The 19,424-nt window shown below is 61.3% G+C and carries 17 protein-coding genes and 1 riboswitch; of the genes, 10 read left to right on the top strand and 7 right to left on the bottom strand.

Annotated features, from left to right (window positions below; all coding sequences use genetic code 11):
* Window positions 1-103: 103 nt before the first annotated feature.
* A complete protein-coding gene (locus HU737_RS07050; RefSeq protein ID WP_186553599.1) occupies window positions 104-1,012 on the bottom strand; it encodes a hypothetical protein in 909 nt (302 codons plus the stop codon).
* Between the two features lie 471 nt (window positions 1,013-1,483).
* On the opposite strand from HU737_RS07050, the gene codB reads away from it, so the two are divergent.
* The 4 genes from codB to HU737_RS07070 all read left to right on the top strand — a co-directional run bounded on the left by codB (window position 1,484) and on the right by HU737_RS07070 (window position 6,093).
* Window positions 1,484-2,743, top strand: a complete 1,260-nt coding sequence (gene codB / locus HU737_RS07055) for a cytosine permease (RefSeq protein ID WP_186553598.1) — start codon at window positions 1,484-1,486, stop codon at window positions 2,741-2,743.
* On the top strand, window positions 2,740-3,957 hold the full coding sequence (locus tag HU737_RS07060) for a PucR family transcriptional regulator (protein WP_186553597.1): 1,218 nt from the start codon (window positions 2,740-2,742) through the stop codon (window positions 3,955-3,957). The genes codB and HU737_RS07060 overlap by 4 nt, the downstream gene beginning before the upstream one ends.
* 4 nt (window positions 3,958-3,961) lie before the next feature.
* Window positions 3,962-5,203 (top strand): cytosine deaminase, encoded by a 1,242-nt coding sequence (codA, locus tag HU737_RS07065; protein WP_186553596.1) that lies wholly within the window; start codon window positions 3,962-3,964, stop codon window positions 5,201-5,203.
* Window positions 5,204-5,355: 152 nt separating this feature from the next.
* Window positions 5,356-6,093, top strand: coding sequence for a hypothetical protein (locus HU737_RS07070; protein WP_186553595.1), 738 nt, complete (start codon window positions 5,356-5,358; stop codon window positions 6,091-6,093).
* Between the two features lies 1 nt (window position 6,094).
* Here the strand turns inward: HU737_RS07070 and HU737_RS07075 are convergent, their stop codons facing one another.
* The gene (locus HU737_RS07075; protein ID WP_186553594.1) at window positions 6,095-6,634 is read right to left on the bottom strand and encodes a WYL domain-containing protein; all 540 of its coding nucleotides are present in this window, start codon (window positions 6,632-6,634) and stop codon (window positions 6,095-6,097) included.
* Between the two features lie 93 nt (window positions 6,635-6,727).
* Complete coding sequence (locus HU737_RS07080; protein ID WP_186553593.1) at window positions 6,728-7,171, bottom strand: PaaI family thioesterase; 444 nt, start codon at window positions 7,169-7,171, stop codon at window positions 6,728-6,730.
* Between the two features lie 175 nt (window positions 7,172-7,346).
* Window positions 7,347-7,461: riboswitch (TPP riboswitch) on the top strand.
* A 78-nt stretch (window positions 7,462-7,539) separates the two neighbouring features.
* Here HU737_RS07080 and HU737_RS07085 point away from each other — a divergent pair.
* Both HU737_RS07085 and tenA read left to right on the top strand, forming a co-directional pair.
* Entirely contained in the window at window positions 7,540-8,187 is a 648-nt protein-coding gene (locus HU737_RS07085) for a TenA family protein (protein ID WP_186553592.1), read from the top strand.
* Window positions 8,188-8,189: 2 nt separating this feature from the next.
* The gene (gene tenA / locus HU737_RS07090) at window positions 8,190-8,849 is read left to right on the top strand and encodes a thiaminase II (RefSeq protein ID WP_186553591.1); all 660 of its coding nucleotides are present in this window, start codon (window positions 8,190-8,192) and stop codon (window positions 8,847-8,849) included.
* Between the two features lie 47 nt (window positions 8,850-8,896).
* On the opposite strand, the gene HU737_RS07095 is transcribed toward tenA, so the two are convergent.
* Entirely contained in the window at window positions 8,897-9,811 is a 915-nt protein-coding gene (locus HU737_RS07095; RefSeq protein ID WP_186553590.1) for a LysR family transcriptional regulator, read from the bottom strand.
* 251 nt (window positions 9,812-10,062) lie between these two features.
* Between HU737_RS07095 and HU737_RS07100 the strand changes: the two genes are divergently transcribed.
* The 3 genes from HU737_RS07100 to HU737_RS07110 are packed head-to-tail and all read left to right on the top strand — an operon-like array spanning window position 10,063 to window position 13,662.
* Entirely contained in the window at window positions 10,063-11,367 is a 1,305-nt protein-coding gene (locus tag HU737_RS07100) for an MFS transporter (RefSeq protein ID WP_186553589.1), read from the top strand.
* Between the two features lie 31 nt (window positions 11,368-11,398).
* Entirely contained in the window at window positions 11,399-12,640 is a 1,242-nt protein-coding gene (locus HU737_RS07105; RefSeq protein WP_186553588.1) for a Zn-dependent hydrolase, read from the top strand.
* Window positions 12,640-13,662: a histone deacetylase family protein gene (locus tag HU737_RS07110; RefSeq protein ID WP_186553587.1), complete on the top strand. Its 1,023-nt coding sequence runs from the start codon at window positions 12,640-12,642 to the stop codon at window positions 13,660-13,662. The genes HU737_RS07105 and HU737_RS07110 overlap by 1 nt, the downstream gene beginning before the upstream one ends.
* Before the next feature lie 187 nt (window positions 13,663-13,849).
* On the opposite strand, the gene HU737_RS07115 is transcribed toward HU737_RS07110, so the two are convergent.
* The 3 genes from HU737_RS07115 to HU737_RS07125 form a co-directional block, all read right to left on the bottom strand.
* Window positions 13,850-14,128: a bacteriocin immunity protein gene (locus tag HU737_RS07115; protein ID WP_186553586.1), complete on the bottom strand. Its 279-nt coding sequence runs from the start codon at window positions 14,126-14,128 to the stop codon at window positions 13,850-13,852.
* Window positions 14,125-15,912: an S-type pyocin domain-containing protein gene (locus HU737_RS07120; RefSeq protein WP_186553585.1), complete on the bottom strand. Its 1,788-nt coding sequence runs from the start codon at window positions 15,910-15,912 to the stop codon at window positions 14,125-14,127. The genes HU737_RS07115 and HU737_RS07120 overlap by 4 nt, the downstream gene beginning before the upstream one ends.
* Window positions 15,913-16,101: 189 nt before the next feature.
* Window positions 16,102-17,526: an aminotransferase-like domain-containing protein gene (locus HU737_RS07125; RefSeq protein ID WP_186553584.1), complete on the bottom strand. Its 1,425-nt coding sequence runs from the start codon at window positions 17,524-17,526 to the stop codon at window positions 16,102-16,104.
* Between the two features lie 473 nt (window positions 17,527-17,999).
* Here HU737_RS07125 and HU737_RS07130 point away from each other — a divergent pair, with 473 nt between their 5' ends.
* A complete protein-coding gene (locus HU737_RS07130; RefSeq protein WP_186553583.1) occupies window positions 18,000-19,412 on the top strand; it encodes an amino acid permease in 1,413 nt (470 codons plus the stop codon).
* Window positions 19,413-19,424 lie beyond the last annotated feature (12 nt).

The following is a 19,424-nucleotide window of genomic DNA, read 5'->3' on the forward strand; positions in this document are numbered from 1 at the left end:
GACAAGTAGCAGCGGCGCACCGCCGCTGCTAATGATTTGCGCCATCACCGGGCTTGCATTGGTCCTGTTCTGCGAAAGCGCAGTGATTCGCCCGTTCGCCTCATTATCGAGCCGAGGTACCCAGCAATGCCTCGATCTCAGCCAAGCTCTTCTTCGCCGGCACACAGGTGATCGGTTCGAAACGATAGCCAAGCTTGTCGTCAGCGATAGCGATGGCAGCAGTATCGTTCGCAAGTGGGGCAATCATGGCACCACGCTTGTCCGAAAGGCCGCAGTAGGAAGCCGGCAACGTGAAGGCAGCGAAGGCAATTGCCTCGCGTGCTGGTTTTTCATACGTCGATTTGCGTGAGAGTTCGGCCATCGCAGTCAGCGCTATCAACGCACATAGGTAGATCGCCACCACCGCAGCCAAGTCAGGCAACGCGTCATATTTCTGTTTTTTGCGCATGCTGAAGTAGTCGCGCACCATAGAGCGCAGCATCAGGAACAACGAGCCGAACACCACCGCCCCCAGCGCTATCGCCACGCCCGCCGACCACAGTGACACAGTCATGATCACACTCAGCAGAAGTTGTGCGCCGACCAACTCGCGCGGTGGCAAGTGGGTCAGCTCGGCAATGACGTGATCGGCGAGAACCTTCGAGAGTGTCGCCACCCCGATCGCCAGCAGACCTGCCAGGGATTTCCACGGCAGGCGGTCGCGCAGTTTGCTGATCTCGAAGTAGCAGTACAGGAAGGCCATTCCAGACAACCAGGTCAAACCCAGCAGTGATCGGCCGAAGAGAGGGTTGAGCGGCATGCCCAGCTTGGCCAGGGCGCCAGTGGCGTAAAGAACGACAGCAAAGAAGCCGAAGATCATCATCACATGCCGCGTCAACGACCAGTCCTTGACGATCAGGTAGCGGCGATAGCACCAGACCCGTTTGCGTGGTGTGGCATAGACATTGGCGCTATAGCCCGATAACGCCGGGGCGATGATGAACAGGGTGACGCAGAGCAGTACCTCAAGCATTGCCTTTCCTTGTTTGATCTCTCTTGCCCGCCGGTCGAGCTGGCGACCGGCGCGGCGTCCATGGGTGCAGTGCGCACGTGGCGCGGGTTGCGATTGTGCAGGCCATGGCAGAGAGATGCATCCCTAAGGAAGGCATTTCGGAAGCGTCTGACGTGATGCAGAAGCTTGGTAGTGGGAAGTGTTAAGCAAAACGCCGATGGAAGGGGCTGAGCATGCGGTCCAGGGTAAATAGCGGTCAAGCCCAGCTCGGTTGCCTTCGTTTCTGAACTACTCAGCACGTCCCCAAACAGTGCAGGCATGCTTTAAAATGAGTCTCCAAGCACAATAATTTTGCCTTTAGTTGGTTTTAGCTATGCATGTTGCATATAAATCGATATTCGAATTGCTGACTTTTTCCACCTGCTCCTCGTGCCGCCTAAGCGGCCCACATATTGCTCTAGCTGCTGCCATCGACAACCCGGAGCCCCAGCCATGAGCGCGCCCAGCGAATTCCCCCTCTCAGAAGCCCCCCAATCAGCCCGCAAGGGCCTGCTACCGATTGCCATGGTGCTGTTCAGCTTCACCTTCTTCACCGGCACGATGTTCGCCGGCGGCAAGCTGGGCATGGCCTTCAACTTCGTCGACATGCTGTGGATCGCGACCATCGGCAACAGCTTGCTGGCGTTGTACGCCGCCACCTTGGCCTTCATCGCCTCGCGCAGCGGTTTGAACACGGTGCTGATGGGGCGCTTCTGCTTTGGCGAGGCAGGCAGCCGGCTTTCGGATTTTCTCCTGGGCTTTGCCGAACTGGGCTGGTACGCCTGGGGCACGGCGACGGTGGCGATCGTGCTGGTCAAGCTTCTTGGCCTGGCCGATGGTTTTACCATCCCGCTGATGGTGTTGTTTGGCCTGGGCTTTAGCATCACCGCAATCATCGGTTTCAAGGGCCTGGACCTGCTGTCGCGGGTGTCGGTGCCATTGATGTTCGTCTTGCTGGTGGTGTCGATGGTCATCGCTACCCGCGATGCCGGGGGCTTTGCCGGGCTGGCGGCGGTCATACCGCATGAGGCGATGAGCTTTTCCGCGGCGGTGACCATGGTCTTTGGCACCTTCGCCAGCGGCGCCACCCAGGCCACCAACTGGACGCGGCTGTCGCGCAGCGGGCGGGTGGCAGTGACTGCGAGTGTGGTGAGTTTTCTGCTGGGTAACGGGCTGATGGTGGTCGCGGGGGCCTGGTGTGCGATGGTCTACCAGCAGGCGGATATCGTCGAGGTGATGATCCTCCAGGGCCTGTCGTTCGCGGCGGTGGTGATGCTCTGCCTGAACCTGTGGACTATCCAGGGGCCGACCATCTACAACGTTTCGGCGGCGGCCTGCCATTTGCTGCGCAGCGAGCGTCGGCGCACGGCGACCCTGGTCGCGGCGGCGGTAGGCATCGTGCTGGCGATTGGCGGTATGTACGAGTTGCTGATCCCGTTCCTGGTGCTGTTGGGCTCGATCATTCCGCCTGTGGGCGGAGTGATCATGGCCGACTTCTGGTATCGCCACCGTGGTCAGTATCCGGCCTTGGCGTCGGTAAGCCTGCCGCGCTACAACCTCAAGGGCTTGTCAGCCTACGCGGTAGGCGCGTTGTTGGCCTATTGCTCGCCGTGGGTTGCGCCACTGGTGGGGATTGGCGCCTCGGCGCTGTGCTACATCCTGCTGCTTGAACTCAGTGGCCGGCGGCGCACCCTGGCGCAGGTCGAGCCGTGAGCCTGGCGCTGGAAGAGATCCTCTGTCTGCCTGGGCTGCAGGACATGGCTGTTCGCGCTGGGGCGCGCAACCTGCAGCGGCGCGTGCGCTGGCCTTATGTGGCAGAGAACGAGGGCATCGCCGAGTGGGTGATGGGCGGCGAGCTGGTGTTCGTCACCGGCATCAACCATCCGCGCGGCGAGGCCAATCTGTTGAGCCTGGTCGAAGACGGCGAGGCGGTTGGCATTGCCGGGATGGTGATCCTCACCGGCGGCACGTTCATCCAGGGTATTCCGCCCGCAGTGATCGCGCGCGCCGAGCAGTTGGGCCTGCCGCTGATCGAGCAGCCCTATGCGCTGAAGATGGTGGTGGTCACTCATTTGATCGGTACGGCGCTGGTGCAGATGAGCCAGGTACGGCGCTCGCGCAACGATATCCTGGGCCAATTGCTGACTGGAGATTACCCAAGCCTGGCCATCGCTCGCCAGCGCGCGGCGCACCTGGAACTGGCGCTGGATAGGCCGCGGCGTTTGGTGGCGCTACGCCTGTCGGCGGTCGATGAGTTGTTCGAGCGCCATGGTCCGGCGCACGGTGAGCGTCTCTGGCAAAGCACCCGCCAAGCGCTGGAAGATCATCTTCACGCCTGGTGCCGTAATCGCCCAGGCGCGGTGATGGCGCAGTTGCCGGGCGATCTGTTGGTGCTGTTGTTGGCCGAGGATGGCGACCTGCGCATGGCCTTGGCCGAGTTGCATCGGCAGCTGCTGGAAGTGGCGGGGGAGATGGGCCTGTTCATGGGCCTGTCGAGCCTCGCCGAGGACTGCGCGCATTACCGCCAGGCCCTAAATCAGGCGCGCCAGGCCCTGGAGGTGGCGCAAAACCTGCGACCAGCCACGGGCCTGTGCGACTTCAGCGAGCTAGGTGTATTGCGCTTGCTGCAAGGCATCGTCGACCGCTCGCTGATCGACGACTTCGTCGGCCAGACCCTCGGCCCGTTGATCACGCCTGGGCGCAAAAACCCGTATTCGCTGGTGCACACCCTCGACGCGCTGCTCAAGGAAAACGGCAATGGCCTGAAGGCCGCGCAGCGTCTGGGTTTGCACCGCAACACCATCAACCAACGTATGCAACGTATCGAGCAATTGAGCGGGCAGTCGCTGGACGACCCGCTTTTCCGTATGAATGCTTCGGTCGCTATGCTGATATGGCGCATGACCGAAACCCAAGGCAAGGAGTAACCCCATGAACATCATCAACGCACGCCTGCGTGGCAAACCCGGCCTGTTTCGGATCGAACTCAACGGCGAGCGCATCGCCGCCATCGAGCCGCAAAACGCGGCGCTGGCGCTGAGCAATGCCGATGACCTGGACGCCCAGCAGAACCTGGTGGTAGCGCCGTTCATCGAGCCGCATATCCACCTCGACGCCACGCTCACCGCCGGCGAGCCGAATTGGAACATGAGCGGTACGTTGTTCGAGGGCATCGAGCGCTGGGCCGAGCGCAAAGAGCTCAACACCCACGAAGACACCAAGACCCGTGCCACCAAGACCATCGGCATGCTGGTCGATCACGGCATCCAGCATGTGCGTACCCACGTCGACGTGACTGACCCCAAGCTGACGGCGCTCAAGGCGATGATCGAGGTGCGCGAAGAAGTTCGTCACCTGATCGATCTGCAGATCGTGGCTTTCCCGCAGGAGGGCATCGAGTCGTACGCCAATGGCCGGGCGCTGATGAGCGAGGCGGTGGCGATGGGTGCCGATGTGGTCGGTGGTATTCCGCACTTTGAGAACACCCGTGACCAGGGCGTGTCGTCGATCAAGTTTCTGATGGACCTGGCCGAGCGCAGCGGCTGCCTGGTGGATGTGCACTGCGACGAGACCGATGACCCGCAGTCGCGCTTTCTCGAAGTATTGGCCGAGGAAGCGCGGGTGCGTGGCATGGGCGCGCGGGTCACTGCCAGCCATACCACCGCCATGGGCTCCTACGACAATGCCTACTGCTCCAAGCTGTTCCGGCTGTTGAAGATGAGTGGGATCAACTTTGTTTCCTGCCCGACCGAGAGCATCCACCTGCAGGGGCGTTTCGATACCTATCCCAAGCGCCGTGGCCTGACCCGGGTGGCCGAAATCGACCGGGCGGGGATGAATGTGTGCTTTGGCCAGGACTCGATCGTCGACCCGTGGTATCCGCTGGGCAATGGCAACATCTTGCGCATTCTTGAGGCGGGGCTGCACATCTGCCACATGCTCGGTTATGAAGATTTGCAGCGTGGGCTGGACCTGATTACCGATAACAGTGCCCGCACCCTCAACCTGGGTGAGCGCTATGGCATCGAGGTGGGGCGGCCGGCGAATCTGCTGTTGTTGTCGGCGCCGGATGATTACGAGATGGTTCGCAGCCAAGGGCATGCGTTGGTGTCGGTGCGTGCTGGCAAGGTATTGATGCGCCGCACGCCAGCGCAGGTTCAGCGGTTTGCTTGAGGTGTAGAGGCTGGGGCTGCAAAGCAGCCCCAAAAATTTCACTCATCGGCGTTGCGCGGCTTCAATTCACAATTGCCCCACAGGCCGATCGGTGGCAGGCTTTGCCGGCGCTTTTGCATCACCCACACTGCGAACAATAAGGAACCGCCAAGGTGAGTTGGGAAAAAGTCGGGAAGTCCCTCGTGGGCCTGTTGGTCGTCGGCGCCTGCGCAGCAGGGCTGTATACCGCCTTCAAGGAAGAACCAGCCCTGCAGGCACGCCTGACCTACGCCTACCTGACCTACCCGAGCCAGTTCAACGAGCGCATCAGCAAGGCCAATGACTTGCTCAAGTACGAGCGCCTGCATGAGCAGATGAGCGATATCAGCAAAGGCCTGCTCGGCCACCAGCAGCTCGACAAACTGGTCGACGTCGCCCAGGAACCCTACCTGCAGCTGTTCGCCAAGCCGTTCGAAGCAGGGCTGGTCGACCATCGCACCGGCTTGCAGATCGAGCTGGAAAATACCAGCGATAGGGCACTCAAGGACGTGCAGATCCGCCTGCCGGCCAAAGGCCTGGTGCAGGTGCGTGACGATGCCGGCAACGATGCGATTCCCCAGGCGGCGACCAATATCATCGACATTCCGAGCATCGCCGGGCGTGCGGCGTGCAAGGTGTGGATCTATTTTGATTCCGATTACTCGCAGATTCGCCAGGGTGGCCTGAGCATCCGCCATGCCGATGGGCTGGCACAGATCAGCACCTACCGCGAATACATAGGCTTGCCCGCAACGGTGGCCAAGTACAGCCAGCTGCTAATAGCACTGCTGGTGCTACTGACCCTGGCAGTGCTTGGCATGGGCTACACCTGCCTGCGCCGAGAGCGCAGCGCCTCGAGCGCGTCCAGATAACTCACTCGCCGTCGTGCAGCGCCAGGCTCTGGCGCAGTTGCGCAAGCATTGCCGTGCGTAGCTGCGCGGGCGCGTGCAGCTGAATCGCCCCGGCGTGGGCCAGCAGCCAGCCCAGCAAGGGGCGATTGTCTTCGACGGTAGCCTCAAGGTGAGCGCTGCCGTCTTCCTGATAGTCCAGGCGCATATCCGCAGAAAGCGGCTGTTGTTGCAGGCGCTGGGCCAGTGCCGGGTTGACCCAGGCGCGTAACGCCACCTGCTGTGGTCGGTCGATATCGTTCGGTTGCAGCAGCTGCGCCTCGCCCAGGCTCAAGCCCGGTTGCCAGTACCAACCGTAGGGCATGCCCTTGCTGTTGCAGTGCAAGGGGAACAACCCGGCCAGCTCATTCAGATCACGTTCCACCGTGCGCTTGCTGGTCGAGTGACCTATCTTGGCCAACGCCTGTTGCAATTGGGTGGAGCTCAAGCCCGGATGATGGTCGGGCAGCAGCTTGAGCAACTGCCACTGACGGGCGATGGTGTGGCGAGTGGGATTGCTGGGCAAAACACGGATCCTTGGCGCAGCGGGTGGCTCGCCTAGCTAGTGGCAATTGGCTATTGCTGCGCAGCATACCTTGGCACAGGATGGGATCCAAATTTAGTTAGCGCTTTCGCGCAACGGTTGCTGGATGACTTCGTATCTTGCAGTTCCTTCGACTACTAGCGTGCCTTGCTCATCCCAGAGCTCACCTCGGGCATAACGCCTATGTCCTCTGGACATGTATTGGGTACCGACGCCGACGAAGCGCCCAGGAGTGACAGGCACCCGCAGTTGGATATCCAGCCCAGTGCAGCGGGCTACTTGGTTACTGGCGAGCATGGCGAAGACTGCCGGCCCCATGCATTCCTCGATCATCGCCGAGAGCATACCGGCGTGGATAAAGCCCTCTTCGTTGGTCAGGGATGACGTAGCCGTGAACAGCACCTCGGCCTGGCGCTTGACCTTGTGATACAAGATCAGTTGCCAGCCGAGCAGGCTGGCGGCGTGAGGCAACGAATGCTGGCCATCGGTGGTTCTGCAGAACAGCGTGTCCTTGTCCATCAGGTGAGGCGCTCCATAGCCGAGGGCATCACCTAGCCTGCAATGGACAGTGGATCAGGTCTACTGGCAAAAATGCCAGGTGTGCAATCGAGCGCTTGGATGTGCGCTATTTCAGTTGAGTGTCTGCGCTAGCCATCCCGGCTGATGACAAGCCACCCCCCCTCCTGTATACCTATTCGCCACCAAGGGGAGCCCGGCAACGGGCTGAGAAACCGCTGAGATCACCAGCGCGGTGACCCTTCGAACCTGATCCGGATCATGCCGGCGAAGGGATGGGACTGCCGACCTGCCTTTTTGCCGGCCTCACTGCGAGGCCGCTTCATGCCACACCGCCACGGTCTCGCTGTCACCCTACAGAGGACAGCACCATGACCGAACGCTTCACCCAAACCCTGCGCCGCCAAAGCGAGCCGACCTGGTCTGCGGCGGTCGGCCACCGCTTCGTCAAAGAGCTGTGCGACGGCAGCGTGGCGGACCCTGTCATGGTCCGCTACCTGGTCCAGGATCACCGCTTTCTCGATAGCTTCCTGACCCTGCTGGGGGCCGCCATCGCCACGGCCGACACCTTCGAGGCACGCCTGCGCCTGGGGCGCTTCGCCGGCATGATCAGTAGCGACGAGAACACCTACTTCCTGCGCGCTTTCCAAGCCCTGGACGTCAGCCCGGCGCAGCGCGACGAGCCTGCCGACACCCTACCAACCGCAGGGTTCAAGGCGATCATGCGCGAAGCGGCGGCCACCCGTTCGTATGCCGCCGCCCTGGCGGTACTCAATGTCGCCGAGGGCCTGTACCTGGATTGGGCGATCAAGGCACCGCAACCGTTGCCGGCCAACTTTGTCCACGCCGAGTGGATCACCCTGCATGACAACCCGTTCTTCCGCGACTTCGTCGCCTTCCTGCAAGCAGAACTGGATCGGGTCGGGCCACAGCAGGCGGCACTGAGCAGCGACTTCTACCTGCGCACGGTGCAGCTGGAGCTGGCCTTCTTCGATGCCATCTACCCAGGGGAGGCGTGAGCATGGATATCTTCGATCGCCTCAAGGGCGCGTGCGCGGCCCAATGGTCCAGCTATGTCGATCATCCGTTCGTGCGGCAGATGGGTGAGGGCAGCCTGAGCGAGGAGGCCTTCCGTACTTACCTGGTGCAGGATTACCTGTTCCTCATCCAGTTTGCCCGCGCCTGGGCCCTGGCCGCGTACAAGAGCCGTTTGCCCAGCGACATCCGGGCAGCCCAGGCGGGGCTGGCGGCGATCCTCGATGAGACCGAACTGCACCTGCGCCTTTGCGCGCGCTGGGGGTTGTCCAAGGCCGATATCGAGGCCGCGCCTGAGCATCAGGCGACAGTGGCCTACACCCGCTATGTACTCGATTGCGGTGCGGCAGGTGACCTGCTGGAACTGCACGCGGCGCTGGCGCCTTGTGTGATTGGCTATGCAGAGATTGGCCGGGCGTTGTCCGAGCAGATTGGCGATTTGCGCGATCACCCCTATCGCGAATGGATCGGCGAGTATGCCGGGGAGGCTTACCAAGGGGTGGCGGCTGCGGCGCGCACGCATCTGGATGAACTGGCGGCGCGGAGCATGACCGAGCAGCGCTTTGTCGACTTGGCGGCGATCTTTGGCCAGGCGTCGAAGCTGGAGGCAGATTTCTGGCAGATGGGGTTGGACGCCACGGTGTAAGGCTTTGGATTTTTGGGGCTGCACAGCGGCCCCAGGATCTGAAGGCATCACTGCACCTGCAGGCACCCCTGCAATGCCTCGATAAACACCCGCTCCGCCCGACTCAAACGCTGCTCGCGATTCCACAGCAGGTGAATATCGACATCCGCAATCCCCTCATGCGGCGGCAATCGCCAGAGCAATCCAGCCTGCACATCAGGCGCCACCACGTGCTCGGGTAAACAGCCAATGCCAAACCCGGCAATCACCAGCCGGCGCACTTCCTCAAGGCTCGGCGATGACGCCACGATGCGTCCGCTGAACCCCTGCTGATCACGAAAAATGGTCAACGGCGAGAGCATGCCGCCAATCTGGTCGCTGGTGAAACTGACGAAATTCTCCCGCTGCAGATCGCCTTCCTGCTTGCCGAACAAGCCGTGGTGCTTGCCGCAGAAAAAGGCATAGCGCTGACGCAGGAACAAGCGCTGCTCCAGGCGTGGTTGCGGCCGGCGATTGAGGCTCAAGCCTGCGGTGGCGGTTTTCTCTTGCAGGGCGGCGACGATGTCCGAGCTGCGCATCACGTCGATCTCCAGGTCCACCCGTGGATGCTGGCGATGAAAGCCTGCGAGAAAATCATCGAAGCGCTCCGAGCAGATTCGGCTGATCATCAAGAGCCGTACCTTGCCGACCAACTCATCGGCCGGCTGCTCGAGCAGGCCGCCGATCTGCGACATCTGCCCATACACCTCGCCAGCCAACTGGAACAGCTGCTCGCCCATTTCCGTCAGCACGAAGCGCGGCCCGCGGCGGGCGATCAGCTGGCGACCGAGCTGCTCTTCAAGGCGCTTGAGCGCCTGGCTGACGGCCGGCTGGGTCAGGTGCAGGCGCGCGGCGGCGCGGCTGATGGACAGCTCCTGGCCGATCACCCGGAAGGTGCGCAGCAGGTTCCAGTCGAGGCGATCGTTGAGCAGGCGGTCAGACATGGCGGGCTCGCGATAATAAATGGGCGTTATAGTTCGAATAATAAATAGAAAATTGACTAATCATAGCCCCCGGCCGAAAAATCACGTCAAGGCCAGTGCCCGTCATTGCTGGGCAAGCCGGCTCCCATGCCTGAATAGTCTGATCAGCGTGGGAGCGGGCTTGCCCCGCGATAGAGCCGCCATCCAAGCGCCCCCAGAGCGCCCCGTGACCCCTTACTCCTGCCAAAAAAACAAGCAAAGGAGCCTGACCCATGAAGCCTTCCGCTTCGCCCCAACCGCGCCGGGCCGCGGCCGCCGCGTTTATCGGCACCATGATCGAGTGGTACGACTTCTACATCTACGCCACCGCCGCCGCACTGGTGTTCGGCGCCTTGTTCTTCCCCTCCGACAACAGCCTGTTCAGCACCATGGCCGCCTTTGGCACCTTCGCCGTGGGCTTCTTCGCCAGACCCTTGGGCGGCATCGTCTTCGGCCATATCGGCGACCGCATCGGTCGCAAGAAATCCCTGGTCATTACCCTGCTGATGATGGGCGTGGTCACCGTGGGCATTGGCCTGCTGCCAACCTACGCGCAAATCGGCGCCGCCGCACCAGTGCTGCTGATTGTGCTGCGGGTGATCCAAGGCATCGCCGTTGGAGGCGAGTGGGGCGGTGCGGTGCTGATGGCCGGCGAGCATGCGCCCAAGGGCCGGCGTACGTTCTTCGCCTCGTTCGCCCAGCTGGGCAGCCCGGCGGGCTTGATCCTCTCGCTGCTGGCGTTTGGCGCGGTTACCCGCTTGCCCGAAGAAGAACTGATGAGCTGGGGCTGGCGCGTGCCGTTCCTGGCCAGTGCCTTGCTGCTGCTGGTTGGCCTGGCGATCCGCCTGGGGGTGAACGAGTCGCCAGAGTTTCTCGCCAGCCGCGAACAGGCCGAGAAGTCGCGCCGCAAGGAGCAGGCGCCAGTGCTGGAAGTGCTGCGTACCGCGTGGCGGCCTCTGCTGCTGTGCATTGGCGCCAATACCCTGGGGATTGCCGGGGTGTATTTCACCAACACCTTCATGATCAGCTACACCACCCAGCAACTGCACCTGGAGCGCTCGCTGATCCTGGAATGCCTGTTCTTCGTTGCGGTCATCCAGTTCTGTGTCCAGCCGCTGGCAGCGTGGCTGTCGGAGAAGATCGGCGCTACCCGATTCCTGGCCCTGGTCGCCTTGCTGGCGATGGCCTCGCCGTATCCGATGTTCGTGCTGGTCAGCACCGGCCAGGGGCCGTTGATCGTGCTCGGTATCGCCTTGGCGGCGGCGTGCATGGCCTCGTTCTACGCAGTGATTGCCGGCTACGTCAGTGGCATGTTCGAGACCCGCGTGCGCTACACCGCGATCTCCATGGCTTATCAGGTCTGCGGCGCTATCGCCGGTGGCCTGACCCCGCTGATCGGCACTTGGCTGGCGCACAGCTTCACCGGCCAGTGGTGGCCGATGGCGGTGTTCTACACCCTGATCGCGACAATTTCCCTGGTCTGTGTGCTGGCCCTTGCCCGCCAATACAGCCGCAGCCAGCAGCTTGAGCTGGCCTGACCCACCCCCTGGATTGCTGGAGTAACCGCACATGTTGAAAAGCAACGGCGAGCGCCTGTGGGCGAGCCTGATGGCCATGGCCGAAGTCGGCGCCACCGCCCGTGGTGGTAGCTGCCGCCTGGCCTTGAGCGACGAAGACAAGGCTGGCCGCGAGCTGTTCCAGGCCTGGTGCCGCGAGGCGGGCCTGAGCCTGTCGGTGGACGCCATCGGCAACCTGTTCGCCCGCCGCCCTGGTAGCGACCCCGAGGCCGCGCCGGTGATGATGGGCAGCCACCTGGATACCCAACCTGAAGGCGGCCGCTTCGATGGCGTCTACGGCGTGCTGGCCGGGCTTGAGGTGGTGCGCCGCCTCAATGACCTCGGCATCCGCACCCACAAGCCTTTGGAGATCGCAGTCTGGACCAACGAGGAAGGCGCGCGCTTCACCCCGGCGATGTTCGGCTCGGCGGTGTTCACCGGCACCCTGGCACTGGAGCAAGCCCTGGCCATTCGCGATGCCAATGGCATCAGCGTCGCCGACGAACTGCAGCGCACCGGCTACGCCGGCCAACGCCCGCTGGGCGGCGCGGTCGATGCCTATTTCGAGGCGCATATCGAACAGGGGCCGATCCTTGAAGACAACGCCAAGAGCATCGGCGTGGTCAGCGGCGGCCAGGCCATTCGCTGGCTCGATGTCACCGTCGAGGGCATGGCCGCACATGCCGGCACCACGCCGATGAAGCTGCGCAAAGATGCCCTCTATGGCGCCGCACGAATGATTCAGGTGGTCGAGCAACTGGCGGCCGACTTCGCCCCTGAAGGCCTGACCACGGTGGGTGAGCTGGCCATTGCCAAGTCCTCGCGCAACACCATTCCCGGCGTGGTCAAGTTCACCGTCGATTTGCGTCATCACCGCGATGAAGCCATCGAAGCCATGGAGCGCAGCCTTGGCCAGCAGCTACAGGCCATCGCCGCACAGCGCGGCCTGAACGTGCGTATCGAGCGCCACTGGGTGAGCCCCGCCACGCCGTTCGACGGCGCCTGTGTGGCAGCGGTACAGCACGCGGTCGATGGTCTGGGCTATGCCCAACAATCCATTGTTAGCGGCGCAGGCCATGACGCCATCCTGCTGGCCCGTTATTGCCCCACGGCGATGGTGTTCATTCCTTGCGTGGGCGGCCTGAGCCACAACGAAGCCGAAGATGTATTGCCCGACGATGCCCGCCAAGGCGTCGATGTACTGCTCAACGCCGTGCTGGCCCGCGCCGGTCAAGTCGAACCAGGAGAGTTCTGATGCGCTGCTATTTCCATCCCGAGCAACTGCTGCACCATCCGCGCAGCTACTACTCACGCGGCGCCATGCGCACCCCGCAGGAAGTCCCCGAGCGCGCCCAGCGCCTGTTGCAGGCAGCCAAGGACCTGGGTTTCGACATCCGCCAACCTGCAGATGCCGGCCTGGCGCCGTTGCAAGCGGTGCATGGCACGGCTTATCTGGCGTTTCTTGAAGAAGCTCATGCGCGCTGGAAAGAGGTGCCCGAGGATTGGGGCGATGAAGTCATGTCGAACATCTTCGTTCGCGAGCCCAACGCCCTGCGCGGCATCCTCGCCCAGGCCGGCCGTTATCTGGCCGACGGCAGCTGCCCGGTCGGCGAGCACACCTGGCGCTCGGCCTACTGGTCGGCGCAAAGCGCGGTAGCAGCGGCCCAGGCCCTGCTCGACGGCGAGCCAGCGGCCTATGCCCTGTGCCGTCCACCGGGGCATCACGCCCGCTTTGATGCCGCGGGCGGTTTCTGCTACGTGAACAACGCCGCCGTCGCTGCGCAGGTGCTGCGCAGCCGCTACAGCCGTGTGGCGATTGTCGATACCGACATGCACCACGGCCAAGGTATTCAGGAGATCTTCTACGCGCGCAATGATGTGCTGTACGTCTCCACCCATGGCGACCCCACCAACTTCTACCCAGGCGTGGCCGGCTTTGCCGATGAACGCGGCGCCGGTGCAGGGGAGGGCTACAACCTCAACCTGCCAATGCCGCACGGAGCCAGTGAAGCGGACTTCATGAGCCAGCTGGAGATTGCCCTGGATGCAGTGAAGGACTTTGCTGCCGAGGTGCTGGTGCTGTCGCTAGGCTTCGATATCTATGAACTCGACCCGCAGAGCAAGGTGGCCGTGACCCGTGAAGGGTTCGCCGCATTGGGCGAGCGTATCCGTGCGCTGCGGCTGCCGTGCCTGATCGTGCAGGAGGGGGGCTATCACCTGGAGAGCCTGGAAGCGAATGCGCAGGCGTTCTTCGCTGACAAGCAAGATTGGCGCTAATTTGCGCTGCTAATGGCGGTCTCATCGCGGGGCAAGCCTGCTCCTACAAGGATCGCGCAGGACCTGTAGGAGCGGGCTTGCCCCGCGATGACGTCGATACTGAAAAAATTACAATCTGCCCAGGCGCCCAGGCGTTACCAGAACCAACTTACGCCACTCCTACATTGCCCGATCATAGGTTTAGCCATTATGGCTCTTCTCTGAAACCAGGCTTGCCGTTCTCGCGTAGCCAGGTTTTTATCACGGATATAACACCCTCGGGACTGTCTTCAATACCTGGGGCGGGGTAATAGATTAGGTCGCTTTTTTCAGGGTGTTCCACGATGGTGTCGAAGTGCTCGGTCAATCTGTCGAAGTATACTTCGAATTCCTCATCCTTTAAGTTATTTGGGTTGTTAAAGAATTCGTTCAAGTATTCGAGGAACTCCGACTCGGAATACTCCTGAAGCGTTATTTTTAGATTCATAGGTTGGCTCCTTTTGTGCGGTGGATTTGAATGTGGAGCTTTGGTGTGGTTATTTTTAAATTATCATTATTGTAAACGTCTCCACCAGTGCCGATGGGTGTCAAATGATGAATTTCAAATACTTTTCGGCCACCGATTTGCTCAGAGCGCAGCGCTCTCGGAGAGCGTCCCGCTCGGAGCCTGATTTGATTACCTCTATTGAACTGGCTTAGTAGTATTGGATCTTCGCTCACTGCGAGCCATATTGCCTTTCGCGCTCGGTCCCAGTTGGCGAAACGCCGGCCCCGCAATTTATCGGCAATCCGCGATGGGATAGCGGCGCCCTGCCCTCGGTTGGCGTCCGACAGCCAGACCTGCGCATCGGGTTGACCATGTCCAGTCATGACTCCAGGATCGTCCCGCCGATCTCGGAACAGCACATAGATGGGCGGCATTCCCGAATCGACGGGGAAGACAATGATGTAGTCTTCGAAGCTCGCTTCGGAAACTTCTGGGTAAACATCAATGCGTCCCTCGCCAAGGACGAGACTGGCCCCTTTGTAAATCGGTGGCTGTTGCTGCTCCGCAGGGAGTGCCGTCGAGCTGTTGTCAGGCGTTACAGCGGGTGTCCATATCAACGTGCGAGGTGGGGTATCGGCGGTGGTGGCGCTGTAGGTCTTTTGCTGTGCATCGTAGGTGGCCGCTATCACCCGTACTTTGGAGGGAGTGGTCTGACCCTCTGTTTTAACCAGGATTATTTCCGAGTTCGCGTCCGCTTCGGTTCGCGAGGTCAATCGGAAAGGCATGTCGACCGCGCCGGCAGTTTTTGCAACTGAGTGCAGATCTACACCGGGACCTACAGGTAGCGTGGAGAGAGGCACTTGAAAGGCAAAGCGAGCAGGTAGCTCACCGTTTCCCAAGCGAGGTGAGTACAACAGTGCGGCAATACCTACACCTAGCCCGCTGGCCACCGCACCTGCGAATTCGCTCATTGCAACAATCGCGGCGTCGATTGCGGCCTTGAGTGAGAGGGTGCTCAAGGTGCTGGTTACCACGCCTGCTGCAGTCACCAGCAGAGGGGCATTGACGGCAACTGCCCCAGAGGCACGGAAGGTGTTGGCCGCTTGGATCGCCTGCGCGTTTACGAGAGCTTCTTGAGCGATGCGCGCGGCCTCGGCCTTGGCTTTTTCAGCGGCAATGCGCGCGGCCTCGGCCTTGGCATGTGCCAGTTCTGTAGTTCGTTTGCGATCTTGCAGCCAAGTAATCTTGTGGCTTACAGACTGCGCTTGATAGGCTGCTTGGTAGGCAGCTGTAAACGCGGCATCATTGAGTACCACATTACGGAAAGTGCGAGTTAGACGCGTCCCATAAGCCCCAACAATGTAGGACTTTTTCATGGTTAGCGGATCGCTTTTGAAATATTTTTTTACCTGAGTATTGAGCGTTTGCAGTTCAACGGTATGGCGACTGATCAATTGACTGATTACGGTGATTTGTCGAGTTAGTCGCTCTGTAGTACTCGAATTTGGAGATAGTGCACTCGCTGCTAAACTATCTACTTGCGCCTGTGTGGTCTTCGCTAAGGTTTTGGATTTCTGAGCCTGCTCTGCTTTGAGCTTGGTATCCAGCGAGTTAATGAGACGGTTAGCCGCCTTGTCGATAGACCTGATCGTTGCGATTGAGTGTTCTGGATCTGTATGAAATCCATATCCTACGCCAGTGCCGCCGGAACGTTCGATGGGCGGAGGGTCGGGCTCTCCGGTGACATAGGTGTTATCAAGGTTGATGGGTTTATGATCGGTCATGAATCGTCCTCTGATTCTCTAGACTGGTAAGTGCGCAGGCATGCAAAGGCACGTAATTCGCACTTGAACGTTGTCTGGGATATTGCTCAGAGGAATTTAAAGGCGAGCTGCCGCGTTAGATGTCAGATGGGGTCTGAAGATCTCGAAGGACGATTCCGGGCAGCGCTTATGACTGATTCGCGAGTAATGTCAGACACTGCCTCGGCGCACATGCTTGACCAGCACCTTCTCCAGCAACTCCCACATCGCCGGATCGGTACTGAACGCCACGTTGAAGCGCATCCAGCCGGTCGCCTGGGCATCGACCATGAATAGCTGCCCAGGCCCGAGCATGATGCCTTGCTCCAGGGCATCGTCCAGCAGCGCGGCGCTGTCGGGCAGGGCCGGGTGGCGGGTCCAGACGTACATGCCTTCATCGGACTCGATGAACAACTCAAAGCCCAGCCGGTGCAGATGCCGGCCAACTTCCTGGTGCGCCTCGGCCAGGCGCTGGCGCAGGCGCTTGAGGTGCTTGCGCCAGCGCCCGTCGATGATCGCGGCATAGACCACGCGCTCCATCACCTGCGAGGTGGTCAGGCCCGAGCGCATCTTCAGGTGCAGCAACTGCTGCATCAGCTCGGGGTTGGCGACCAGGTAGCCGACCCGCACATTGGGCGAGATGCTTTTCGAGTAACTGCCCACGTAGACCACCTGTTGCAGGTGATCGAGGCTGGCCAGGCAGGGCTGCGGTTCGGCGACCATGTCGGCGTACAGGTTGTTTTCCACCAGGCGGAAACCGTGCTGGGAAGACAACTGCAACAGGCGGTGCAGCTGTGGCAATGGGGTGCGCGAGCAGGTCGGGCTGTGCAGGTGCGGCTGGGTGAAGAAGGCGGTTGGGCGGTGATGCGCCAGCAGTCGTTCGAGCTGGTCGAGGTCGTAGCCGGCCGGGGTTCGCGGCACGCCGATCAGGGTTGCGCCCTGAAAGCGCAGGATGCTCATCAGGTTGGGGTAGCCGGGGTCGTCCACCAGCACCACGTCACCTGGGCGCACCAGGGTGCGCACGGCCAGGTCCAGCGCCTGGCTGGCGCCATGGGTGAGCATCAGTTGCGCCGGGTTGGCGACGATCGACAGTTCCTGTTGCAGGTTCTGCGCGGTCAGTGCGCGCAGCTCCGGCAGGCCCATCGGGTCGCCGTAGCCGGACAACTCCAGGGGGCTGCCGGCGACCTGGCGCATGCCGCGGCGCAGGCCGTCTTCGTACATCCAGTCGTTGGGCAGCCAGCCGCAACCGGGCTTGAACGGCAATTGGCGGGTTTCGAAGATCTGTTGCAGGTACCACTCGGAGTTGAACGAGGGTCGAGTGGTGTCGGTTTCCTGATTCTGACTATCCAGCAACTCGCCTGCTGCGCGATTGACGAAGAACCCCGCGTTGCCGCGGCTGACCAGCAGCCCTTGGGCGACCAGACGGTCATAGGCTTCGACCACGGTAAAGGTGCTCACCGAGTAGGTCGCGGCAAAGGCGCGGATAGACGGGACCTTGGCGCCGGGCTTGAGGGTCTGGTTGTCGATCAGCTCGCGTAACCCGTCGATGATCTGGTTGACCAGCGGGGTGGAGGAGTCTGGATGTAGTACGAGCATTGGGCTGCCTTCAGGTGTGCATAACGCCAAGCGCCTGCAGGGTGTCGCGGGTGTATTGCATCGACGGCCTGTACAGTGCAGTGCGACTTTCATGCCACTGTGCATGGCTCTCTGTGTCCGACATTTTTACATTAGGTGTCTGAGATCGCCAGACACCTTTTGCAGTGCAGGCACACCAGCGTCATGAACAATCATAATTTTGCTGCTTTTTCGTCGAGGCCCGCCTCGCATCATCTTTTTGCCAAGTCGAATGGGCTGGAGTCTGGCCGCCGTTCGGCTTGCGCACGCGTGATCAACCGGTTCAGTTCGTCCGGGGGCCAGCCCTCGAACGCGTAAGCAGGCCGCCATGGATGGCCTGCGTGTGCCGTGTGCACACCTCCTGCCCGCATTAGCACTGATGTACAGGTGAAACCGCTAGCCATCGGGGTTTCACGGATTTCCTTGGATAAAAAGAAGCACGGGGTACACAACTGATGGACGCAACATCCACATCCACCGCATCCGCCAAAGTGGCGCCGGAGAGCAAGCTCAATGCTTCGCTCAAGTCGCGCCACCTGACGATGATGTCGATCGCCGGGGTTATCGGCGGCGCACTGTTCGTCGGCTCCGGCAGCGTGATCCACAGCGCCGGTCCCGCCGCTGTCCTGGCCTATCTGGCCGGCGGCATCCTGGTGGTACTGATCATGCGCATGCTCGGCGAGATGGCGACGTCCTCGCCGGACACCGGCTCGTTCTCGACCTATGCCGACCGCGCCATTGGTCGCTGGGCAGGTTTCACCATCGGCTGGTTGTATTGGTGGTACTGGGTCATCCTGATGGCCTGGGAAGCTTATGTGGCGGGCAAGATCCTGCATGGTTTCTTCCCGAGTGTGAGTGTCAACGTGTTCGTCCTGGCCACCACCTTGGTGCTGATCACGGTCAACTTCTTCAACGTCAAGCACTACGGTGAGTTCGAGTTCTGGTTCGCCTTGATCAAGGTGATCGCGATCGTCTGCTTCCTGATCGTCTGCGGCGCGGCAGTGCTGAACATCTGGCAGTTCGGTGAAGTGCGCGGCATGAGCCACCTGACCGCCGAAGGCTTCATGCCCAATGGCATCACCACGGTGATTGGTGCGTTGCTGGGGGTGATGTTCGCCTTCCTCGGTGCGGAAATCGTCACCATCGCCGCCTCCGAGTCCAAGGACCCAGCCGGGCAGATCGTCAAGGCCACCAACTCGGTGGTATGGCGTGTGTGCCTGTTCTACGTAGGTTCGATCTTCCTGATCGTCTGCCTGGTACCCTGGAACGACCCGCACCTGGGCGAGTCGGGTTATGGCGCCTACCGCCGGACCCTGGAGCTGCTGGGCGTGCCTTACGCTGAGCTGCTGATGAACTTCGTGGTGCTGACCTCGGTGAGCAGTTGCCTGATCTCCGGTCACTACACGGCCTCGCGCATGCTGTTCTCCCTGGCCCAGCGTGGCGATGCGCCGTCGTTCTTCAAGATTACCCGCGCCGGTACCGGTGTGCCGGTCTTTGCCATCATTGGCTCGTGCGCAGTGGCGGTCGTCTGTGCGCTGATCAACTTCAGCGAGACCCTGCGTCCGAAAGACGTGCTGGAAACGCTGATGAACACCACCGGCATGATCGCCTTGCTGGTGTACCTGGTGATTGCCTTCTCGCAGCTGCGCATGCGCCGCAAGCTGATGGCCGAAGGCAAGGAGATCCGCCTGCAGATGTGGCTGTTCCCGTGGCTGACCTACCTGGTGATCGCCTTCATCGTTGCCGCCTTGGTGACCATGGCGTTCATGCCTGACTACCAGATCCTGGTGATCTCCACCGGTATCGCCGCTGCGGTGGTGGTGGCGATGGGTGTGGTGCATCAGATGCGCACCGCCAACAAGCACTAAGCGACTCGTTGG

The sequence above is a fragment of the Pseudomonas urmiensis genome (assembly GCF_014268815.2).
Lineage (GTDB): Bacteria > Pseudomonadota > Gammaproteobacteria > Pseudomonadales > Pseudomonadaceae > Aquipseudomonas > Aquipseudomonas urmiensis.